The sequence below is a fragment of the Psychrobacter sp. JCM 18901 genome, assembly GCF_000586435.1.
Lineage (GTDB): Bacteria > Pseudomonadota > Gammaproteobacteria > Pseudomonadales > Moraxellaceae > Psychrobacter.
Map to the genome: position 1 here is coordinate 15,682 of NZ_BAWH01000016.1, position 21,666 is coordinate 37,347.

General features: G+C 41.6%; 24 protein-coding genes and 1 tRNA gene. 7 read left to right on the plus strand and 18 right to left on the minus strand.

Annotated elements, in window-relative coordinates; all coding sequences use genetic code 11:
* Positions 1 to 130: 130 nt before the first annotated feature.
* The 3 genes from TT11_RS11510 to TT11_RS11520 all read left to right on the plus strand — a co-directional run bounded on the left by TT11_RS11510 (position 131) and on the right by TT11_RS11520 (position 1,744).
* Positions 131 to 808, plus strand: coding sequence for a deoxyribodipyrimidine photo-lyase (locus TT11_RS11510; RefSeq protein WP_261870541.1), 678 nt, complete (start codon positions 131 to 133; stop codon positions 806 to 808).
* Between the two features lie 8 nt (positions 809 to 816).
* Complete coding sequence (locus TT11_RS11515; protein WP_261870542.1) at positions 817 to 1,053, plus strand: hypothetical protein; 237 nt, start codon at positions 817 to 819, stop codon at positions 1,051 to 1,053.
* A gap of 79 nt (positions 1,054 to 1,132) precedes the next feature.
* The gene (locus TT11_RS11520) at positions 1,133 to 1,744 is read left to right on the plus strand and encodes an FAD-binding domain-containing protein (RefSeq protein ID WP_261870601.1); all 612 of its coding nucleotides are present in this window, start codon (positions 1,133 to 1,135) and stop codon (positions 1,742 to 1,744) included.
* Between the two features lie 21 nt (positions 1,745 to 1,765).
* Here the strand turns inward: TT11_RS11520 and TT11_RS11525 are convergent, their stop codons facing one another.
* The gene (locus TT11_RS11525; RefSeq protein WP_261870543.1) at positions 1,766 to 2,506 is read right to left on the minus strand and encodes a DUF4230 domain-containing protein; all 741 of its coding nucleotides are present in this window, start codon (positions 2,504 to 2,506) and stop codon (positions 1,766 to 1,768) included.
* Between the two features lie 593 nt (positions 2,507 to 3,099).
* Between TT11_RS11525 and TT11_RS11530 the strand changes: the two genes are divergently transcribed.
* Positions 3,100 to 4,818, plus strand: coding sequence for a proline--tRNA ligase (locus TT11_RS11530; RefSeq protein ID WP_261870544.1), 1,719 nt, complete (start codon positions 3,100 to 3,102; stop codon positions 4,816 to 4,818).
* 123 nt (positions 4,819 to 4,941) lie between these two features.
* Here TT11_RS11530 and queF read toward each other — a convergent pair whose 3' ends face one another.
* From queF to TT11_RS11550, 4 genes are all read right to left on the minus strand, one after another.
* Entirely contained in the window at positions 4,942 to 5,826 is an 885-nt protein-coding gene (queF, locus tag TT11_RS11535) for an NADPH-dependent 7-cyano-7-deazaguanine reductase QueF (protein ID WP_261870545.1), read from the minus strand.
* 68 nt (positions 5,827 to 5,894) lie between these two features.
* Positions 5,895 to 6,668: an ABC transporter permease gene (locus tag TT11_RS11540; RefSeq protein WP_261870602.1), complete on the minus strand. Its 774-nt coding sequence runs from the start codon at positions 6,666 to 6,668 to the stop codon at positions 5,895 to 5,897.
* A 29-nt stretch (positions 6,669 to 6,697) separates the two neighbouring features.
* Complete coding sequence (locus TT11_RS11545) at positions 6,698 to 7,660, minus strand: ABC transporter ATP-binding protein (RefSeq protein ID WP_057758608.1); 963 nt, start codon at positions 7,658 to 7,660, stop codon at positions 6,698 to 6,700.
* A gap of 317 nt (positions 7,661 to 7,977) precedes the next feature.
* A complete protein-coding gene (locus TT11_RS11550; RefSeq protein ID WP_101204943.1) occupies positions 7,978 to 8,634 on the minus strand; it encodes a cytochrome c5 family protein in 657 nt (218 codons plus the stop codon).
* A 352-nt stretch (positions 8,635 to 8,986) separates the two neighbouring features.
* Between TT11_RS11550 and TT11_RS11555 the strand changes: the two genes are divergently transcribed.
* Positions 8,987 to 9,063, plus strand: a tRNA-Arg gene (locus tag TT11_RS11555).
* 135 nt (positions 9,064 to 9,198) lie between these two features.
* On the opposite strand, the gene TT11_RS11560 is transcribed toward TT11_RS11555, so the two are convergent.
* The 7 genes from TT11_RS11560 to TT11_RS11590 form a co-directional block, all read right to left on the minus strand.
* Complete coding sequence (locus tag TT11_RS11560; protein WP_261870546.1) at positions 9,199 to 9,717, minus strand: endonuclease V; 519 nt, start codon at positions 9,715 to 9,717, stop codon at positions 9,199 to 9,201.
* Complete coding sequence (locus tag TT11_RS11565) at positions 9,714 to 10,115, minus strand: hypothetical protein (protein ID WP_261870547.1); 402 nt, start codon at positions 10,113 to 10,115, stop codon at positions 9,714 to 9,716. The genes TT11_RS11560 and TT11_RS11565 overlap by 4 nt, the downstream gene beginning before the upstream one ends.
* On the minus strand, positions 10,112 to 10,675 hold the full coding sequence (locus tag TT11_RS11570; protein WP_261870548.1) for a hypothetical protein: 564 nt from the start codon (positions 10,673 to 10,675) through the stop codon (positions 10,112 to 10,114). The genes TT11_RS11565 and TT11_RS11570 overlap by 4 nt, the downstream gene beginning before the upstream one ends.
* Positions 10,676 to 10,948: 273 nt before the next feature.
* Entirely contained in the window at positions 10,949 to 11,095 is a 147-nt protein-coding gene (locus TT11_RS11575; protein ID WP_261870549.1) for a hypothetical protein, read from the minus strand.
* Positions 11,082 to 11,513 (minus strand): hypothetical protein, encoded by a 432-nt coding sequence (locus tag TT11_RS11580; RefSeq protein WP_261870550.1) that lies wholly within the window; start codon positions 11,511 to 11,513, stop codon positions 11,082 to 11,084. Before TT11_RS11580 ends, TT11_RS11575 begins: the two co-directional genes overlap by 14 nt.
* 335 nt (positions 11,514 to 11,848) lie before the next feature.
* Positions 11,849 to 12,004: a hypothetical protein gene (locus TT11_RS11585; RefSeq protein WP_261870551.1), complete on the minus strand. Its 156-nt coding sequence runs from the start codon at positions 12,002 to 12,004 to the stop codon at positions 11,849 to 11,851.
* Positions 12,005 to 12,032: 28 nt separating this feature from the next.
* Positions 12,033 to 12,212 carry a hypothetical protein gene (locus TT11_RS11590; protein WP_261870552.1) on the minus strand — a complete coding sequence of 60 codons (180 nt, stop codon included), beginning with the start codon at positions 12,210 to 12,212 and terminating at the stop codon, positions 12,033 to 12,035.
* A 35-nt stretch (positions 12,213 to 12,247) separates the two neighbouring features.
* Here TT11_RS11590 and TT11_RS11595 point away from each other — a divergent pair, with 35 nt between their 5' ends.
* Positions 12,248 to 13,048 carry an NAD-dependent deacylase gene (locus TT11_RS11595; RefSeq protein WP_261870553.1) on the plus strand — a complete coding sequence of 267 codons (801 nt, stop codon included), beginning with the start codon at positions 12,248 to 12,250 and terminating at the stop codon, positions 13,046 to 13,048.
* A gap of 103 nt (positions 13,049 to 13,151) precedes the next feature.
* On the opposite strand, the gene TT11_RS11600 is transcribed toward TT11_RS11595, so the two are convergent.
* The 4 genes from TT11_RS11600 to TT11_RS11615 all read right to left on the minus strand — a co-directional run bounded on the left by TT11_RS11600 (position 13,152) and on the right by TT11_RS11615 (position 16,885).
* Positions 13,152 to 14,150: an adenosine deaminase gene (locus tag TT11_RS11600; protein WP_261870554.1), complete on the minus strand. Its 999-nt coding sequence runs from the start codon at positions 14,148 to 14,150 to the stop codon at positions 13,152 to 13,154.
* Positions 14,151 to 14,349: 199 nt separating this feature from the next.
* Entirely contained in the window at positions 14,350 to 14,874 is a 525-nt protein-coding gene (locus TT11_RS11605; protein ID WP_102078696.1) for a TPM domain-containing protein, read from the minus strand.
* 34 nt (positions 14,875 to 14,908) lie between these two features.
* Entirely contained in the window at positions 14,909 to 16,129 is a 1,221-nt protein-coding gene (locus TT11_RS11610) for a YgcG family protein (RefSeq protein ID WP_261870555.1), read from the minus strand.
* A 123-nt stretch (positions 16,130 to 16,252) separates the two neighbouring features.
* Positions 16,253 to 16,885 (minus strand): LemA family protein, encoded by a 633-nt coding sequence (locus TT11_RS11615; protein WP_101204949.1) that lies wholly within the window; start codon positions 16,883 to 16,885, stop codon positions 16,253 to 16,255.
* Between the two features lie 954 nt (positions 16,886 to 17,839).
* Between TT11_RS11615 and TT11_RS11620 the strand changes: the two genes are divergently transcribed.
* Complete coding sequence (locus TT11_RS11620) at positions 17,840 to 19,363, plus strand: sodium:alanine symporter family protein (protein ID WP_261870556.1); 1,524 nt, start codon at positions 17,840 to 17,842, stop codon at positions 19,361 to 19,363.
* Between the two features lie 433 nt (positions 19,364 to 19,796).
* On the opposite strand, the gene TT11_RS11625 is transcribed toward TT11_RS11620, so the two are convergent.
* Both TT11_RS11625 and TT11_RS11630 read right to left on the minus strand, forming a co-directional pair.
* Positions 19,797 to 20,402 (minus strand): fasciclin domain-containing protein, encoded by a 606-nt coding sequence (locus TT11_RS11625; RefSeq protein ID WP_261870557.1) that lies wholly within the window; start codon positions 20,400 to 20,402, stop codon positions 19,797 to 19,799.
* A gap of 422 nt (positions 20,403 to 20,824) precedes the next feature.
* Positions 20,825 to 21,379 carry a fasciclin domain-containing protein gene (locus tag TT11_RS11630; RefSeq protein ID WP_261870558.1) on the minus strand — a complete coding sequence of 185 codons (555 nt, stop codon included), beginning with the start codon at positions 21,377 to 21,379 and terminating at the stop codon, positions 20,825 to 20,827.
* Between the last annotated feature and the right edge of the window lie 287 nt (positions 21,380 to 21,666).

A 21,666-nucleotide genomic window follows, 5' to 3' on the forward strand; every position in this document is an offset into this window, starting at 1 on the left:
AGATAAATCGTTAGAGTGATGAGGTTTTGTTAACCAAACGGCAAAGCCATTGCATCCAAAAACTTATCCTAGCATACTTTTATCCTTAGTTTTGTTTATGATTGCGATTGATTAATATAGGGATACTTTGATGTCTAAGACTGCACAGACAGCCGCTACTGATACTGACGAAAATGCTACTAGCAAAAATCCACCGCATTACTTGATGTGGTTTCGTCGTGACCTACGTATCCATGACAATACTGCTTTAGCAGCGCTTTGCGAACGTGCAAAAGAAGACAACGCTTTAGTGTCTGCCGTATTCTTTTTGACGCCTGAGCAGTGGCAAGCACACGATACGTCCCTTGTACAAGTTGATCATATTACTCGCACGCTACCTATTTTAGCAAAGGACTTGCAATCGCAACTGAACATCACTTTAACAGTACAGCTCTGCCCAAGCTTTACTGACTGTATAGAGGCGCTCACGACTTTATGCAATGACAATGAAATCAGCTGCGTCATGGCCAATCATGAGTACGAAGGCAATGAGATTGATCGTGATGAGCAATCAAGCAAACAACTTGCAAAAAACGATATCGAGTTCGTGTGCTGGCATGACCAGTGCATTTTGCCACCACAAAGTATCACAACCAATGATGGCGATAGTATGTATAAAGTCTTTACGCATTTTATAAAAAATGGCGACATACGTTGGACGTCAGCACCATCCAAATGCACGAAGCATCCGCAGTGGATAGGGATTATAAAATCAAACTACCATCATCGCAAACGTTTGCCAATACAATCGACGATATCAAAGCACTAAGTGGAGATATGCTGAGTGACTACCAGCAGACATTAGAGAAGAACGACTCCTTGCAGCATATCGATATGACAGCTCAGCTTGACCGCGCAAGAGACGCCTATCCTGCAGGTGAGCCTGCCGCTTTCCAGCGTCTAGAGGCATTCGTCGATGACGATATCAATAATTATGATGTGAGCCGTGATGTCCCCCATCTGCATGCAACCAGTCAGCTATCGGCTTATCTCACTATAGGCTCTATAAGCTAGGCTCTGCTATCTACAGGCAAATGCAGCACAAGAGAAACTACATGGCAATGATGGCGACAATGAAGACATCAATCGCTGGATAAGCGAGCTTGCGTGGCGAGACTTTTATCGTCATGTACTAGTAGAAAAACCAAACCTGATTCGTCATAAAGCGTATAAAGAAGATACTGATACCAAGATTAATTGGTCGTATAACACTGATGATTTTGAAGCATGGTGCACTGGCAAAACAGGCGTGCCGCTCGTAGATGCAGCAATGCGCTGTTTAAATGCGACAGGGTTTATGCATAATCGCTTACGAATGGTCACCGCGATGTTTTTGACCAAAGACTTATTGATTGATTGGCGCTTGGGTGAACGCTACTTTATGCAGCAACTGATAGATGGGGATTTTGCCTCCAATAACGGTGGCTGGCAATGGAGCGCGTCGACAGGTACCGACTCAGCGCCCTACTTCCGTATTATGAACCCCTTTAGCCAAGCCAATACGCACGATTCTAAAGCTCTGTTTATTAAAACTTGGCTACCAGAGTTAAAAGATATTCCTAACGGTATCTTGCACAACGAAGACAAGATGCGTAAAGAGCTGGCAAAAGGTGGTAAGTTTGCCGATGTCGACTATCCTGCGCCGATGGTCGAGCATAAATCGGCACGCAAGCTGGCTATTGCTGAGTTTAAAAAAGAAGTTTAATTTTAGAAAACAACTAGCAGACTAGCCATTGGTAGTGACTGGCAACTGGCACGCGCCTGCACCCTGAGTGGTAACCGTCACTACCGCTCCCGTGAGTGCAAATAGCTGCTGCAATTGTGTTTGCGCATTTTTCAGTGCCATATTCATAACATCACCTCGGCAAGCACGCTCAAGCACTTCTTTTTTTGCCATAGTCTGTGCTTGTGCCAATATCTTAGGATCAACTTGCATCATACCAAAAGCCCCTGTCTGCCAGTCGTAAATCTCAATATCATCTAGATATACTGAAAATATCTCTGTGGGCGGCAAAGTAATATTGATTTGCGGCATAGTGGCAGCTGGTGAGTTGGCATCAGCTACTTGCTCTTCATCTGCATTAGCTTGAGCAGGTTGCACTACTTGTACCATCTCAGGCGTCAACGCACTCAGATCAACGCCTGCCTCTACGCGACCATGAGCGATAAACAATGCTTTTTGCTCATCTTGCCATAGTTTCATCCAGCTCCCGGCTCGCTCGCTCGTAATCACTGTATCAACGCTGAATGCGACGGTATGTAAGCGATTTAACTGCTGAATTTGCGTAACCACCCCTTCGCGAGTAATAGTTTCTATCGACGCTTCTTCTGGTTTGTTTTGCGCACTATAAATAGCAAAGACAATCGCTGCTAGACCGATGAGTAATATCACCCATGACATTGTCGCAATAGGACGTTTCGCAGGCTTTTGAGTGGTATTAGCGTTATTCATATCAGGATTATCCATAGAAGCTACCTTTATAATGTTGCATCGTTTGGTAAGGCTAAGAGCGTTGTAAAAATAGAACAGATGCTTAGTCTATAAATGCGACTATTGTGCAGTAATTTCAAGTAATGGCTACCATTCCTCTACATAACTTTATCCATAAACCTCTACGCAACCACCTCAATAAACTGTTGCCAAAATAAGCAGTACTTTCGCTATAAAATCATATGAATAGTTCAATTATTTATCCCTTATTGAACCCTTTGCGTCACGTTCGGTCTGAAAAGACAAAAAGTCATTGCGTCTTAGGCGAACTTTACCTAACATAGTCAGATTGTATGAATAAAATGTCAGTCTTGAAGCATTTATCAGGGTTTTGACCTGAATATATTGCGTTTTTGACATATTGATACATCAAATCAAATTTGCCTCTCTTTTATGAGAGTGGTTTTTACTGATGTGCTTTGTATATAAGCAGATTGGTAACTAGGAAATACCCTAGATTATTGCTAAGTGATAAAGGTAAGCTTGCGGCGGCAATGAAACGATTAGCCATACGCTCAACATCCTACTATTTCTTATTTTTTTATCGTTGATAAGGTTACGCTTTATTTATGAAAGCCAGTCAATTTTTATTTGCCACACTAAAAGAAACCCCAAGTGACGCCGACATTGCCTCAAGCCAATTGATGGTGCGTGCTGGTCTTATCCGCAAGATTGCTTCTGGATTGTATATTTGGTTGCCTATGGGTCTGCGCGTCTTACAAAAGGTCGAACGTATTGTTCGTGAAGAGATGCAAAACGTCGGTGCACAAGAAGTGCTAATGCCGATGACTCAACCTGCTGAGCTTTGGCAGACGACCGGACGTTTTGATGATTATGGTCCTGAGCTATTGCGCTTCAAAGACCGTCATGATCGCGACTTTGTGCTTGGTCCAACGCACGAAGAAGTCATCACCAATCTAGCACAAGGTGAGCTACGTAGTTATAAACAACTACCGATTACCTTCTTTCAGATTCAAGGTAAATTCCGTGACGAGATTCGTCCACGCTTCGGTGTGATGCGCGCACGTGAATTCACCATGAAAGATGCTTACTCTTTCCATGTGGATCAAGCCTCATTGGCCAAGACTTACCATAATATGTATGACGCTTATACACGCATCTTTACCCGCTTGGGCTTAGATTTCCGTGCGGTACAAGCAGATACAGGCTCTATCGGTGGTTTTGCTTCACATGAGTTCCATGTATTGGCAGATAGCGGCGAAGACGATATTGCGTTTTCGGACTCATCTGACTATGCAGCCAACGTTGAGCTAGCAGAATCTGTCAGCACCGCTGAGCGTCAACCGCCGAAAATGGAGCGTGAAGACGTTCTGACCGAAGGCATGACCAGCTGTAAAATGGTTGCTGAACACTTGGACATCCCGTTAGAAACGACGGTTAAAACCTTGATCGTTCATGGTCATACTGAGAATGATGAGCCACAACTGATTGCTATCGTATTGCGCGGCGACCACCAGCTCAACACTATCAAGGCTGAGAAAATCGAAGAAGCAAATGTACCATTGACGTTAGCATCTGACGAAGAGCTAAAAGCGGCAGGCCTACATAAAGGTTATATCGGTGTTAATTTAGATATGCCTGTATTCGTTGATCGTTCGGCAGCTGCGTTATCAGATTTTGTCTGCGGTGCGAACGAAGTGAACAAACATACTATCGGTATGAACTGGGCACGTGATACTCGCATTACTCGCATCGTTGATGTACGCAATGTACAAGAAGGCGACCCTTCTCCTGATGGTAAAGGCAGCCTAAAAATCAAACGCGGTATCGAAGTCGGTCATATCTTCCAGTTGGGTGATAAATACTCACAAGCGATGAACTGTACGGTTTCTGGTGAAGATGGCAAACCTGTTACCTTGATGATGGGCTGTTATGGTATTGGCGTTAGCCGTATCATTGCCGCTGCTATCGAGCAGAACAATGATGAAAACGGCATCATGTGGCCAAAAACACCAACGGTTGATGATTCAATCGCTCCTTTTGAAGTCGCCATCATCCCGATGAAGTCTAAAGAAGAGACGGTCATGCAGACGGCAACCGCCCTGTATGAAGAGTTAAAAGCTAAAGGTATCAACGTACTACTGGACGATCGTAACGAGCGCCCAGGCGTTAAGTTTGCTGATCTTGAGTTGATTGGTATTCCGCATCGTATTGTCGTGTCTGATCGCAACTTGGCGGAAGACAAGTATGAGTACGTCAATCGCCGTGAAGCCGAAAAGCAAATGCTGAGCCGTGAAGAAGTCATGGCAAAAGTAAGCAGTAAATAGTCTTGTAAATAAAGACTATTTAACAAAAAGCGCCTATCTCACATAATGAGATAGGCGCTTTTTTATGGGCTTAAAAACTATTTAACATTGTATTTTTATGAACATCGTATTTTTAGCGAGAACTTACTGGCGGATTAAACGGCTTGGCGTAGGCAATAGACTGATATCGCTGACACGGCAAGGATTGATATCGATACCACCGCGACGCGTATACCACGCCCGTACTATTAGCTCGCTTGGCTGATAATACTGGCTCAAATCAGCAAATATCTGCTCAACACACTGCTCATGAAAACCATTGTGCTGACGGAAGCTCAGTATATAGCGCAGCATATTTGCATTATCAAAAGGCTTATCAGTTGTAATCGATACGGCCAAAGTACCCCAATCTGGTTGATTAGTCACTGGGCAATTACTACGCAGTAGATTGGAATAAAAGGTATACGGCTGCGTACCATCATTTGCCACGCTTTCATCGCTAGCCTCTACTTCGTTTTCACTCAGCAACGACGCATCAGGATGTTCCGTTAAAGCAATTTTATCCGTGCTATCTGCTAATGCTTCGTCAATACAAACACCCTCAGGCTGAGCAATCAATAACGCTGTCTCGTTACCATTTAAATCATCATTCAAGCCAAATAATTCTACCTGTACGTCTGCTTGTAAACAAGCTGACAAGTCTTTTGCAATCAACGCTTGTACGTCGTTCCAACTGGCGAACTCGGTAAAGTTAATACTATTCAAATATAGCTTGAGCGATTTTGATTCTACGATAAACGGTGAGCTAGCAGGAATACTAAAGCGCGCGATAGCCACTTGCGAGATACCTTGCGGATTTAACCAAGATATCTCAAAAGCCTGCCACCAATCGACACCAACGGTTAACTTGTCGTCTTGCCAACCAATCGCATCACGTCCCATGCTGCGCGCAATCGGATATAGCGTCTCTGGGCTATACTCAGTTGGATAGTCTGTGGTTTGCTCACCCAAGATACCATGAATACTCATCTGTCTTCCTAATATTAAACCGTTTAAAATTTGCTCTAAATAATAGTATGCTTAGCGAATAATACACACTACAAACGTACACGTGAACCGTTACTTAGCAAGCGATAAGCGATGGTATAAAATATCGCACAGAACATAAAAATAGCCGCCATCGAATACCAAACATTGACATCAGAGTAGCCAAGAATACCGTAACGGAATGAGTTGACCATATAGACGATAGGGTTCAGTAGCGAGATATTTTGCCAAAATGGCGATAAATTCTCCATCGAATAAAACACACCGCCAAGATAGGTCAATGGCGTCAGTACAAAGCTTGGGATAATAGAGATATCATCAAACGAGCGTGCAAATACCGCATTGATAAAACCGCCTAACGAAAACAAGATAGACGTGCCAAGTACCGTAAATACAGTCACAAATAAATGCTCGATACCAAGATCGGTAAAGAAAAGCGCCACTATCGAGACAATCACACCGATAGCCAGTCCACGGAAGATACCACCACTGATATAACCCATCAAAATAGCATGCTTGGATACTGGCGAGACCAAAAGCTCTTCGATACTAGACGTGAACTTGGCACTAAAGAAGCTTGAGACGACGTTAGAGTAACTGTTGGTAATGATCGACATCATGATCAAACCAGGCACGATAAACTGCATGTAAGGCACGCCGCCCATCTCACCCACACGCGAACCAATCATCTTACCAAAGATGACAAAATACAAACTCATCGTGATAACTGGCGGTAGTAACGTCTGCGGCCAGATACGTAAAATACGGCGCACTTCTTTGAACCAAATAGTACGAAACGCAATCCACTTCTTACTCAATGACATTGTTTTATTATGATCGACTAGTTCCTGACTCATAATCCCGCCTCCTTCATGCTATCTGCACTCTGAATATTTTTGTCCACCAAGCGCATAAACAACTCTTCTAGTCGGTTAGCTTTATTGCGCATACTCGCCACACTGATACCTTTCTCAGACAACTGATCAAAGACACCGTTTAGTGACTCACCTTCTGTCAAGGTAACTTCTAGCGTTTGCTCATCTGGTTGCGAGACTCCTGTAACTCCTGTCAGAGCCAACTGCTCAGTGAGCGGCGTATCTAAATCAAATACAAACGTCTCTACCGACAACTGCGCCAGTAGTTCTTTCATTTCCGTATTGATTCGAATCTCGCCGTGATCCAAGATCGCAATACGTTTACACAATTGCTCTGCCTCTTCGAGATAATGAGTCGTCAGAATAATAGTGGTGTTTTCTTCGATATTAATCTGCTGCATGAATTCCCACATAGAGCGGCGAAGCTCGATATCGACACCCGCCGTTGGCTCATCCAGAATCAATAGCTTTGGCTTATGAATTAATGCACGGGCAATCATCAAACGGCGTTTCATACCACCAGATAGCTCACGTGATTTACTGTCGCGTTTATCCCATAATCCTAGCGCTGTTAATAGTCTTTTTGCGCGGGGTTTGGCTTCTTTCGCCGGAATACCAAAATAACCCGCTTGCGTAATCAGGATATCTTCGACCTTTTCGAACATATTAAAGTTAAATTCTTGCGGTACAACGCCAAGGTATTGCTTAGCAATCGAAGGGTTCTCTAATAGGTCTGTGCCGAAAATATGGACGCTACCTGTGGTTGGCTTAAACAATGAGCTAATAATACCAATCATGGTAGATTTGCCTGCGCCGTTTGGCCCAAGTAACGCAAAGAATCCACCTTGTGGTACCGTTAAATCAACCCCTTTTAATGCCGAAAACCCATTGTCGTAGGTTTTAGATAGGTTTTTTATGGAGAGTGCTGGTGCATCAGACATGAAGACCTCTTTATTTGTTATCAATTTATATAAAATGCGATTTTAGAATAATAGGCCGTGTTGAACATTCGACTATCATTATCATATAGGCAAAAGCCGTATAAGAATGTTCAACACACTCTACTCTCTAAAGGTGACAATGTACGGTAATAAACGAACTAATCTCATAAAATGAGGCTACTCATGACGAATTTCAACTGCCTTATATTCGAAGTACCATATTAATAATACTCATCATGAAAAAGCGCCTATCTCATCACTGAAATAGGCGCTTTATAGATAACTATCGTAAAAGCTTGGAAGGTAATCAACAAAGATTAGCTTGCTTCTGCGACCATATAATCTACGGCATTTTGAACTTCTTCATCAGGAATATCCGCGCCACCTTTTGCAGGCATCGCATTGAAACCATTGATAGCATGGGTATATAGCGTATCTTTACCTTTTGCAATACGTGGACCCCAAGCGCCAGCATCACCAAAGATAGGAGAGCCTAGCAGGCCTGCTGTATGACAAGTATGACATACAGCATTATATACCGCTTTACCGTCACGAGGACCGTCGCCAGCAGCTGGGCCAGATGAGCGTGCCGTTACATCACAAGCTTCACCATCTTCAAAACAGATATTGGCAACAGGCTGGATACGCGCAATCAGATTAGGATACAAAGCAATTAGCTTCTGTACTTGCGGCGTATCTTGTGGAATTGGCTCTTCATCAGCGGCAGGCGCTGCAGCGGCAGTTTCTTCGCCTTCTGCTGGAGCGGCTTCGTCAGTAGGCGCAGCACCATCTGTCGTATCTGCAGCAGCTTGGGTATCGTCACCTAGCGTTTCAGGAGCAGCTTCTACGACCTCTTGGCCTTCTGCTACGTCTGACGCAGTTACAGGAGTGTCTACAACATCTTCAGCTTGGCTCACCGCGATACTAGCGATTCCTAGAATGGCAGCTGCCGATAACATAACTACTTTTCTCATTCGTCACGTTCTCTTATTACGTATACAAGGACTAGCACGGCTCGGACATTCCGTCTGTCCTCCTTTGACGACCTCTAAGTCTTCAATAGTAGACAGCCATCCCGCGTGCCAGCGCACTTGCAATCGGTGATTATAAATATGAATTCTCCCCAACATTATAAGGGAAAAGGCAGGTAAATTGCCATGCTTGTTTAATGACTTGACTGTTTTTTCTTAAAAAACCTCAATCGCGACTGTCATTTATTGGCTTTATGCTTTTTATTTGTTAGACTAAGCGGTCTTTATTTCTAGACACCTTATGCTAATTATCATGCGCATCTAAGCGTGACAGTCAGACATATCGTTATCATATGCGCTCGTAGCTCAGTTGGATAGAGTATCGGTCTCCGAAGCCGAGGGTCGTGGGTTCGATTCCCGCCGAGCGCACCACTATTTTATAGTGCCACTACGTCTTATGCAGTAATGTCGTTACTAGTACTATTAGCTTCGAATAAATCAGCCTGATAAAACAAGATAGTATGTTGGCTTGAATAATTATATCTTGCTCTATTTCTGACGTTTTTTTTAGCTTATTTTTAAATGACGCCCGAGTTTATCTACATCAGAGACCATTTTAGGTATTCGATGTTCACCTTCCATTTCACTGACCATCTCTTTCGCCATTGTAATGTTTATACCAATACTGGTGACATATAGAGGGCGCTTACTTATCCCTCGCCAAACGGCATAGTCTTCTGTAATGTCATAGAAATGATTTTTAGCGATACCGATGATTGGCTTTTTATTGGCTAGGTTATCATACAGATATTTGCCTAATCCTGCTTTGCCAACACTATCCAGAAATACATAGCCGTCTATGATAATGACATCAAAAGACTCTTTGATTTGGTTGATCAAGGCCAGTAAGCAAGGCATTTCTCGTTTATAGAACTGACCTGGCTCATAAGGCGCAACGTCATTAACTTCTACAATATGCTCGCTTAGAACACGGGATTGTTCAATGCCTTCGAAGCGGATACCTGCAACAGTTGCTGTAATAGCATCGGTTTCTTGATAATACACATCTAGAATTAGGCAAATCAATTTGTTACTACCTCAAAATGTGGATGAGTTGCTTTTAATGCGTCAACTTTATCCATTTCTTTTTGATCAAAAGTATCTTTTCCAGCAAGCTGGCTATTTTTCAATTCTAATCTCTTCAAGTATGGGAGGTTAATTTTATCATTGAAAAAAATTAAGGTATCAAGATGTTCAATATCTAATACCAAAATAGACTCTGTCTCAGCAAGAGATTCATTCAATATCCATTCTCTAACTAATGACTCATTAATATCATCGCTAAGCCAAATTCTGAACCAATTGCTATTCATTTTCAATATCTTGTAGTTCTCTAGCAATTCAAAATATTTAGGTAGAGAAAAAGGACATTTAAGATAGTCTTTTTCTTGAATTTCATTACCAGCAGCACCAAACCCTGTCACTCTATCGATCTAAAGTTATTACTTACGAAAATATGCTTCAGTCTTTTATTACTATCTATCTCGTCATACTTCCTATAAGAAAAGCTTCCAGAGTCTATGCTTTCTTCTAAGGAAAAACACTCCGTATATACGTAGCTCCCACTCTCATAATTAGCATAATTTAATTCAAATTCATAAGGGTCTTCTTTATTTTCATACCATAATATTGAATTAAAAGTTTGTCCTTTCTCATCTGTGTATGATTCACTTTTACATATACCATTTAAGAAAGTATAAGATATACCATGATATGGTTCACCCATGTAACGTTGCGGAATCATCCCACAACCATAGTCGTCTTCATCTATATTCCAGAAATCACTACAATCTATTTGTGGATATGAAATAGGCTTATATTGGCAAATAGGCGTATAAGGTTTAGTTATTACACCATCTGTAACCTCGAAAGCTTCTATTAAGTAATTTTCTTTATCAAAAAATAAAATCCCAGTGTAAGTTTGACGCTGGTAATACCATCTGCCATCTAGTTCAGTTAATAACGTTGATTTGAGTCGTTTCATTGCTTTATCTTTTAATTTTTATTCTCACAAGTAAGACAGCTATTTATCTATCTTCTGTTTTATCAATTCTTTTTATTAATTTTCTTAATTCGATACCTGTTTCATAACCAAGATTGGGATATTTTTCATTAATATACTGTATATCTCTTTTCTCGATAATTGACAGTTGATGATATAACTCTGAACAAAGTAAAAAGCGGTTAGAGGCAAAACGATCAAAAAAACCAGAAATCGTTAAGTAATGGACGAATAAGTGCTTCTGTTTTATCACCATCATCTGTATGAGTGTGGAAAACTAAGCAAAAAAATATAGTTGTCTTCACCATATTTATTACTAATACGCCACCAACCTGTTCTTACATATTGAATTAAAGTAAATCTAAATCTATTACCAATATTTCTATCTTCATCCTGTTCCATTAAAAACCTCCTTTCTTAAGCTCTGGGATATCAGGTGAGTCTGTCTCACTTTAATTCGCCATGATACCCCGTTAGGATTTTTATCCTTTAATATTTGTGTATAGTCACTTTGTGGAATAGGTTTATCAGATACAAAAGGATCATATATATACTTACCGTCTGTATAAACTGAATGATACGTATATTCAGCATTATTGGTGGTTTTAGTAGGTATATTTAAGTTAGGACTTGTTTCATTAAGCCCCCAAGAATAACCATCATCCCATTTTGCATCTTTTGAACCAAAAATAATAACTTTGCCTTGACCGCCAGAAGCTTCCATTAAGTTTTCAGCACATTCAGTACAATAACTATAATCGCCTAATTTTTCATGCTGTTCTTGTAGTACTTTGGATGCGCTAGCATCAGGTATAGTCAAGTCTATATAAATCCGCTACATCGTCATCCTCGCTAAGCATACTAATGTATAACTTGCGCTCAGTTTCCTTGTATCGAAATTATATTGAACTGATTATAGTCTAATTACAACCTCGCTCTACCTTTCCTTAGTACTATCTTAAACTACCTATACTAATCAAACCTACATATCAAAATGTTTGCGGTTTTTCTGTGCTTGTATACTTCTAGTGCTCTCACCTATACTCGATTCAGTATAATTTGGATACAAGGAAGCCGAGTGAAAGTACTACAAGTAGTAGACTGAGCGAGACTGACACCGTAGCCAATTTATAGAGGATTGACTATATAGCAAAATTACTCTGCATCTTGTAAATTGGCAGTCAATTGAGCACGGCTAGGTATACGGTGATAATTGATCACGGGCACATCACCCAAACGGCGCTGACCCTCAGCAATCTTTTTATCAATCGTAATCATCGCAATTTTTTTATCTTGTTTGCTAACGAGCAAATGATTTGCCTTACGCGTGACTCGATAATCAGCAAAATGCTGCTTTAATATCGCTGATGTTTTTTTGCAGCGCATCATTCGGTGTTGCATTTTTTGATTTTGCGCCATTATGCTTTTCGCCTGCTTTTGCGCCGCGCGATTTTGCCACAAACCATAAAACTGCGATGACAGCGAACAATATGACAAGCCACCAAATTCCGTCTATCATAAGTAAAAATATCCATTATTAGCAAGGGTTGGCTCATGTTAGCAGAATTATCACCAGCGTTAATAGCAGAAGTAAAACTTGCCGCACAACTGCTGTCATCGAAACTGCGTATTTGCATTTTGACTGGGGCTGGTATTTCAGCAGAAAGCGGCATCCCAACGTTTCGGGATAAGCAAACAGGGCTGTGGGAGAACTACGGTATCGAAGACTTAGCCACCCCTGAAGCGTTTACTCGTGATCCAAAGCTGGTGTGGTCATGGTATCAATGGCGTCGGCAAATGGTCGCAGACAAAGCGCCAAATCCAGCCCATCATGCGTTGGCTCAATGGCAGTATCATGCGCAAACCTCCGATCAGCAGCTGACACTCATCACCCAAAATGTCGATGATTTGCACGAGCAAGCTGGTAGCGCGGTGACTCACCTGCATGGTCATCTGTGGCGTAACCGCTGTGGTCAGTGTGAGATACCTTATCAAGATCAATCGAGAGCGTCATACGATAATCAAGATACTATGAGTTTTGATGAAACACTGCTTAGCTGTCCGCATTGCGACGGTTATATTAGACCAGATATTGTTTGGTTTGGCGAAGCACTACCTGTACAGGCATGGCAGACTGCCGAAGATGCTGCAGCTAATTGCGAAGTGTTTATCAGTATCGGTACCTCAAGCTTGGTTTATCCTGCAGCTGGATTGGCACAATTAGCCAAACAAAATGGCGCGCAAGTTATTGAAATAAACCCTGACCCAACACCAAATACTATCGTCGATATCACACTAGCAGAAAAGGCAGGAATCGTTTTGCCACTGCTTATAGCAGAGATTACGGCTTTATAATTGCTACTACTTATAAACATTGCTGCATGACAGACAATAAAAAAAGGCTTAACGATTTGTATAAACCGTTAAGCCTTTGCTACTAACAACAAACTCGTTAAAGTTATTTCAATGCAAGATCAACTCTCGCCAAGTAAGCTTCTTTTAACTCATCACTAATAAATGCCGATTTAAAAGAGTTCTTTACTAATGTAATAACATCGTCTTCCGTAATCGGTAAATTCTCATATAGATTGATAAAGTTTTGATTCACGTAGCCTTTGAAATACGCAGGATCATCCGAGTTAACGCTGATATTTAGACCGTAATCTAAAAGCTCTTTAATATTGTGCTCTTTATAAGTCTCAAAGACTTTTAGCTCGATATTTGAGTTCGGGCAAACGGTCAGTGGCATTTGCTCATCTTTGAGTCTTTGCATCAACTCTGGGCTTTTTATAGACTGCACACCATGATCGATTCTATTGATATTCAATAAGTCTAATGCTTCGTAGATGTACGAGAAGTCTGCTTCTTCGCCTGCGTGAGCGACCAACTTGAAGCCTTCTTCTTTGGCTTTTTGGAAGACTTCTTTAAATTTCGATGGTGGGTTGCCTAATTCTGATGAATCAAGACCAACACCGATAATGTCATCTTTATAGTCCAGTGCTTGCTCTAATGTCTCAAACGCTTCTTCTTGCGATAAATGACGCAAGAAACACATAATAATGCATGATGTAATACCGTATTTTGCTTTGGCATCTGCAAGCGCTTCTTTGATACCTGTGATGACCGCTTCAAAAGGTACACCGCGTTCGGTATGCGTCTGCGGATCAAAGAATATCTCTGTGTGGATGACGTTATCTTCAACACATCTAAGAATATATTCCCATGTCAAATCATAGAAATCATCCTTTGTAAGCAGGACGTTTGCACCCGCATAGTAAATATCTAAAAAGGTCTGTAGATTGGTGAAGTTATAAGCACTGCGTACATTTTCGATATCTTTATAAGGTATTTCTACGTTGTTCTTTTTGGCCAGTCTAAACATCAGCTCAGGCTCTAGCGAACCTTCAATATGTAGATGAAGTTCAGCTTTCGGTAGTTTCTTTATTAATTCAATCATAGTATTCCAATGATGGTGTTATCGAGACGAGCCTAGCAGATATTGCACAGTAGGATAATCAAACTGTATATAAGGCATTATCTGTCCCAAAAGAGTTATTTTAACACTAAAAGCATATAGCCTAAAACAAAACCCTTTGACCGTATAGACAAGCTACTTATAAAAGCAACCTTCTTAGTACAACCGTATAAGGCGCAAATTACTTTAAAAATACGACTGTATCAGACAGCTCATTGCCTTCTGGATCATGCTCTAAATGATAATACTGACGTAGTACCTGCCCCACTTCATCCAGCAGTTCAGCCAAGCTCTCTTCTGTCTTTTGGGTAGCAATACCAGATACCGCCTTTTCACACATTGCATTCCATACCGTTGGACTAACGTGAGCGCTGATACCTCGGTCTGCGACAATCTCTAGTTTGCGCTCGCATATATTGACATAGATCAAGACGCCCGTATTTTCTTCGGTATCCCAGACGCGATATTCGCTAAACAAATCAATCGCACGCTCACGGCAGTTCATGCGATAGGCCTCTTGGATAGGCAGATGGTTTTCTACAATCAAGAACACCTCACCACGATGTCCACGCTCGGCTCGTGTCACAGCATCTGTTAGGCGTGCCTTGGATTCTGTTGTTAGCCACTTACTATGTAATAAAGGGACGAACAAAACTTGACGCCACCAGCGGGCAAAACTGGGGTTTGAAGCGTTGTCTTCTACCATTATATTATTTCCTCAAGTACGTCGTTTTCGATGGTTATGTAGAGTTTATTTTGTTTGCGTATGTGGAATACTTACCACGAGCACCTGCACCGCCGCCGCCGAAACCACCGCCGCCACCGCCAAAGCCGCCTCCTCCGAAACCACCACCGCCAAAGCCGCCTCCACTACCGCCGCCCATACCGGGTAAGAAAATCATGCCGCCTCTGCGCCCACCTTTACCGCCGCCGCCTTTTCCACCGCCACCGCCGCGTGAGATCAAAAACATCCAGATAAAGATTGCCATAATCAGCGTCATGAAGAAGCCGCCACCTAAGGCAATCGAACCTGCAAAAAACCCGCCAGCGGTAATAATAGAACCAAATACTCGGCCCAATATATTCGTAATAAAGCTACCAAAAATCATCGCCATGATAAATAAGAAAATAGGTGACGGCAACTCGTCTGAGCTTTGCTGAGCAGTGCGCTCTGCAGCTTGCGCATCAGCACGGGCTAAGACTTCAGGATCAGCAGTCAATCGTGTTTTAAGCGCTTCAACGCCAGCGATTATCCCTGCACCATAGTTATTTTGCTTAAATAACGGCGTGATATCTTCGCGAATGACACGGTTGAGCGCAGCATCTGGCAACACCCCTTCTAGCCCGTAACCCGTTAGGATATACATATCACGGTCATTGACAGCGACCACAATTAGCAGACCGTCATCGATAGCTTCATCACCCAATTCCCACTTCTCAGCAACTTGCAAGGCATAATCAAATATTGGTACGCCATTGGTAGTTGGTACGATAACCACCGCTGCTTGTGCTAATCCCTGCTGATAAATACTTCGAAGCTGCGCCTCTAGACGTAGCTTCTCTTGAGGATTTAAAATATTGGCTTGATCAACGACTGGTTCATTGAGTATCAACTTATCAGCGTCAACACCCTCGGCACTGGAGCGTACAGGTGGCTGAGCGGTTGCTTGAGCATTAGCTGTATCATTTGCTGTGCTTTGGTTATCTGCGTTTTGATTGATAGCGTCGTTGCCGAGCACCGCTTCATTGATAGCATCATTATTTAATACAGCATCATTGATTGCTTCGTTAGACTCGCCTGCTTTAGCAACAGCCACCAACTCTTCGACACTACGGTTTTGCAGATTCGAGGTGCTATCTGTCGCCACCGCTGTATCATTGGGTGCAGCGTGCAATGCAGGCACGCTGACGACACCTAACGTAAACAGTAATGCTGATAAGATTGCTTTTGAATTATTCATCTAATCTATACCACCTCAGATAACATCTTTACCAATTGATAGACTCTAACTAATCATCATTGAACCATTAGCTAAATAAACAGAGCTGCCTATGCTGCTCTGTCGTCACATTAATTCTAAATTTTATTCAGCTGACTTTTCTGCAGAGTCGCCAAAATCAACACTTGGTGCGGTTGAAATCGCCTCTTCATTAGCCACACTAAAGTTGGGCTTAGTGTCCATACCAAATACTTTTGCAGTGATGTTGGTTGGGAACTGACGTACCGTTGTGTTGTATCCCTGCACTTCTTGGATATAGCGGTTACGAGCCACAGCAATACGGTTTTCAGTACCTTCTAACTGCGCTTGCAGGTCCTGAAACAGTGCATCTGATTTTAGATCTGGATAACGCTCAGATACTGCCATCAAACGTGACAATGCCCCTGTCATCTGCTCTTGCGCTGCTGCATAACGCTCCATCGCTTCTGGATCATTGAGTACTTCTGGCGTCACCGTGATACCGCCTGCACGTGAGCGAGCTTCTGCCACTTGGGTGAAGACTTCTTGCTCTTGCTCGGCATACTGCTGTACGACTTTGACTAAGTTTGGCACCAAATCAGAACGGCGCTGATACTGGTTGACCACTTCTGACCATGAAGCAGTGACCTGCTCATCTTGTGCTTGCAAGTTGTTATAGCCACAGCCACTTAGACCAACCGTAGAAGTTGTCAATAAAGCGGCTAGCAACATCGGCTTCATAATAGATTTACGCGTCATTGTTGATTCTCCTAATAATGATAAATAACAAATATCCAGTACCACGTTTTTAATATTTTTAAGTTTCTTAGTATTCATACGGCAGTCATGCGCTCTATATATTGTATATCTGCGCATCACTCTATCAGCATGATATCAAAATAAGTTGTCCTAATGATGGCGTTATATACGGCTTTTTACAATTGACCGTTACCAAAACACAACCGCATAGCGTCAACGATAACGCGTTTTTATCATGATAGATATAGAGCAAAAATCTAGCAGTCTGGCGTAATCAGACTAAATGTTATGAAAGTACAAACAATTATTTATATATTATGCAAATCTTGCTAATGTATCTACGACATAAAATACGAATATATCTACCGTCTATAAAGAAATTTCTAGTAATTAGTACAAAAATATGGCAAATTGCAGTTACGTAGCCGTACGGTTTGAATACATTTGGTAGTGGACTTATAGTTTGATTAGTATTAGCGAGTTGTTAATTTCTTAATAAAAACATCAATTAACTGTCAAATTATCGCTTAATACTGTTAATTCGCCATACCAGTCATGTATTTATTCAAGACAGCTCATAGTAAGTTGAATGCCATCATGGTGATGGATATTTAATTATATAACCGCCTGTTTTATCCGCCGGTCAACTTATGACTCATCTGATGTATAACATGATGATAGAAGACCGCAGTAGTTGAGGTTGTAGAATAATAGTAAACGCAGCTGATATTTATATTGTCAGTGATAAGCGCTATGCAAATAGTCCGTATTACTGAGAGATACGCGGGTAAATACAGACAACTACAGTCCATTCTTGGTGGCCAAGCACATGAGACTTAGACAACAAATAAGTCGATGCAGAGACTTTAACTGCTTAACTTAAATAAGTAAGTTAACCAGTTAGTTTACTCCTAGCAAACAGTGCCACCTTGAGACAGTACTAGGAACATAAATATGGAAGGTTTAGTTAACTTAGTAAATGGAATTATCTGGAGCCCAGCGCTGATTTATCTCTGCTTGGGTGCCGGTCTGTTCTATTCCATTATGACGCGCTTTGTACAAGTACGTCTATTCGGTGAGATGATCAAACTCCTATTCACTGGTAAATCTAGTGCACAAGGTATCTCATCATTTCAGGCACTTGCCGTCTCACTCGCTGGTCGTGTGGGTATGGGTAACATCGCTGGGGTAGCTGCTGCTATCGGCTTCGGTGGCCCAGGTGCTGTTTTCTGGATGTGGATCGTAGCCTTTCTAGGCGCATCTACAGCCTATGTCGAATCTACTCTTGCTCAGATTTACAAAGAAAAAGATGTGGTAACTGGCGAATATCGCGGTGGCCCAGCTTATTACTTTGAACGTGCCCTTGGTCAAAAGTGGTACGGTATCCTTTTCGCAATCGCTTCTATTTTATCATGTGGTATGTTCTTACCTGGTGTACAGGCGAACGGTGTTATCAGTGCATTTGCACAGGTAATGGGCGAAGGTACGATCATGAACGTTGCAGGCCTAGAAGTTGGCTCTATGCGTTTGGTCGGCTTGGCTATCATCTTAGTGGTGCTAGGTATCATCATCTTTGGTGGTATTAAGCGTATTGCAACCTTTACTGAGTTTGCAGTACCTTTCATGGCATTAGGTTATATTGCTCTAGCGCTAATCATCATGTTCAGCAACTTCAGCTTGATTCCAGATGTGTTTGGTATGATCGTTGGTGATGCATTCACTGCCCAAGCAGGTTTTGGTGCTGCGATCGGTTGGGGTGTGAAACGTGGTATCTACTCTAACGAAGCTGGTCAGGGTACAGGTCCTCACGCTGCTGCTGCTGCTGAAGTTGAGCATCCATCACAGCAGGGTCTCGTTCAGGCATTCTCAGTATATGTTGATACACTACTAGTATGTTCTGCTACTGCATTCATGATCTTGTCTACTGGTATGTACAACATTCAAGGTACGCTACCAGATGGTCAGTTCATCGTACAGAACGTTGCTGCTACTACTGAAATCAATGCTCCTGCGTTCACGCAAATGGCAATGGAATCTGTATACGGTACGTTTGGTAATGCCTTTATCGCAATCGCTGTATTCTTCTTTGCCTTTACAACAATTCTGGCTTACTACTACATCGCTGAAGTAAACGTGGCTTACTTAACACGCTTCCTCGGTCGTAGTGCGAACAGAACTGGTTTATTCCTAGTGAAAGTGCTTATCATGGCGATGGTTGCTTATGGTGGTCTAAACTCAGCTGGTTATATCTGGGCAATTGGTGATATCGGTGTTGGTCTTATGGCTTGGCTTAACATTGTTGGTATTCTTGTCATCTTCATCGTGGCTCGTCCAACACTTACTATGCTTAAAGACTATGAAGCTCAGTGTAAAGCTGGCGTAACTCGCTATAGTTTTGATCCTGCTAAATTTGGTATCAAAAACGCACCGTATTGGGAAGAGCGTCATCTAGCACAGCAAAAAAAGCATGAACGCTGACCCATTACGTAAAGATAAAGTGTAAGTTGATTTAATAGGATTGCTATTTAATCTTATTGAATAAAAAAAAGCCCGAGACCATGTTCTCGGGCTTTTTTGTTTGAATATTTTTCTAAAACGCTACAGAATAGCTTACTGGAAAACATCGAAGCCCACGTTCATAAGAACTGATTTAACACCTTAAAACTGCCCTTTTATTCTCAAAATTAATCTGTATTCGAAATAACATCTGACTGTTATTTTGTATTTTGCCTGTCTTCTTTATAGAGCTCGCTTTAGCATTAAACTACTTTATATTAATTAAGTCGTCGTACCAGTATAGGTAAACCACAGTTCCCCTATTTTTAATTCATAGACATAAAAAAACCTAGCACGATGGCTAGGCTTTCTTTAAATAACTTGTAGATTACGAATCTACGCGTCAATAGACAGCTTATTCAGGCATTAATACTGCATCGATAGTGTGAACCACACCATTGGTTGCCATAATATCTGTACCAGTGATATTCGCTGTATTACCAGTAGCATCAGTAATCACATTATCTTCACTGATAGTAATGGTTTTGCCATTCGCTGTTTCGATCTCAGTACCGTATGGGATATCAGCTGCTTTAACTTCCATTGCTAGTACATGGTAAGGAAGAACCGTTTTTAGCAAATCTGTATTGGCCAACAACTCTTCTTTAGTCACGCCTAGTTTTTCTAGTACTGGCGCAAACGCATCATCAGTTGGGGCAAATACAGTATGCTTAGTTTCTTCCATTAGCATAGTATCAAGACCAGCAGCCTGTAGCGCAGCGGTTAAGATAGTTAGGTTTTCGTTCTCTGCTGCAATTTCAGCGATAGTTTGAGTCGCTTCTATGTCCATTTCGGCCATTGGCTCAGCTTCAACAGCTTCTGTCTCAGCAACTGGCTCAACTGCCATTTCTTCAGTCGCTTCTGGTTCAGTTGGCTCTGCAACAGTCTCTGTATCGTTACACGCTGCTAGTGACATGGCTGCGGTTACAACTGCGATAGATAACAAGTTCTTCTTTAACATAGGTAATTCCTTTTTGGATAAATAATTGATTAAGGGATTTATTTAAATTAATAACTTTCGATAAATATAATGATGACCAATGATTGATAAATGTATCAATTACTTAGTCATACTATTTAGTCCGTTATATTGATAGTTCTCAGTCTAACTGTTTAATTTTTAAATGGTATTTACTTAGGTAGCAACACTGTATCAATCACGTATATAGCATTGTTTGCTTGTATATCAGTTATTGCGACGTTTGAGATAGAATGCCGTTGATTGACTACTTTTAGATGTCTGTTTTAAAATTTAAACCTAAATAGAAACTTATACAGATAAAGCTCTAAAGTCTAAAACAGCCATTGTCTGATAATGAAATCATCATAAACAATGGCTGCTTAGTCTTATAATAAATACAGTTGGTATGCCTCAGTTAATACTTATTTAGGCAACAATACTCTATCGATTACATGGACGACACCATTGTTGGCAGCGATATCGGTCTTCACAATATTCGTCGTGCGACCATTCTCATCCATTAGTTTGCCTTCTTTGGTCACCATTAGCGTGTCTTTGCTAGCGGTCATTACGTGGCCAGGCTTCACATCTTTGGCATACATCGCCATATCACCCGCGATTACGTGATAACCCAATACTTTGGTCAATAATGGCTTATTGGCAAATAACTGTGCTTTGGTCATACCTGTTTCTTGCAATGCTTGCATAAAGGCGGCGTTGGTCGGTGCAAATACCGTATAGTGAGCATTAGGATCAGACAACATATCGACTAGGCCTGCTGCTTGTACCGCTTCTACCAATACTGAAAAATCAGGATTGCTTTGGGCAATTTGTACAACATTCATCTTAGCCATACTCTGACTGTGCATCGGTGCTTTCATATCGCCCGTCTTTGCTGGCATCATATTATTACAAGCACTTAGACCTGCGATTGAGATAGCCAATGTACCAATGGTGGCAATTTTAGTAAGTTTCATAACATTTTCCTTAATGATTTGAATTTCTTCGACGTTGGTATTGTTTCAACTATGGTATTACTGTCTTACAGATCATCCTGCCTGCTAATGCCATTTGCTCACCATAATGTACTGCTAACACTGATACTCTTAGTACCAGTTATTGCTAATAAATGAGCCTATATTTATAAGTAGGACTTACTAAGACCTTGTATTTCTGAAATTAAATTAACATGTAAGCAATCTTTATCAACCTGCCTTTGCGCAATTTTTTGTGGTGCGGGTGTAAATTCTGTCTGACTTCTGAG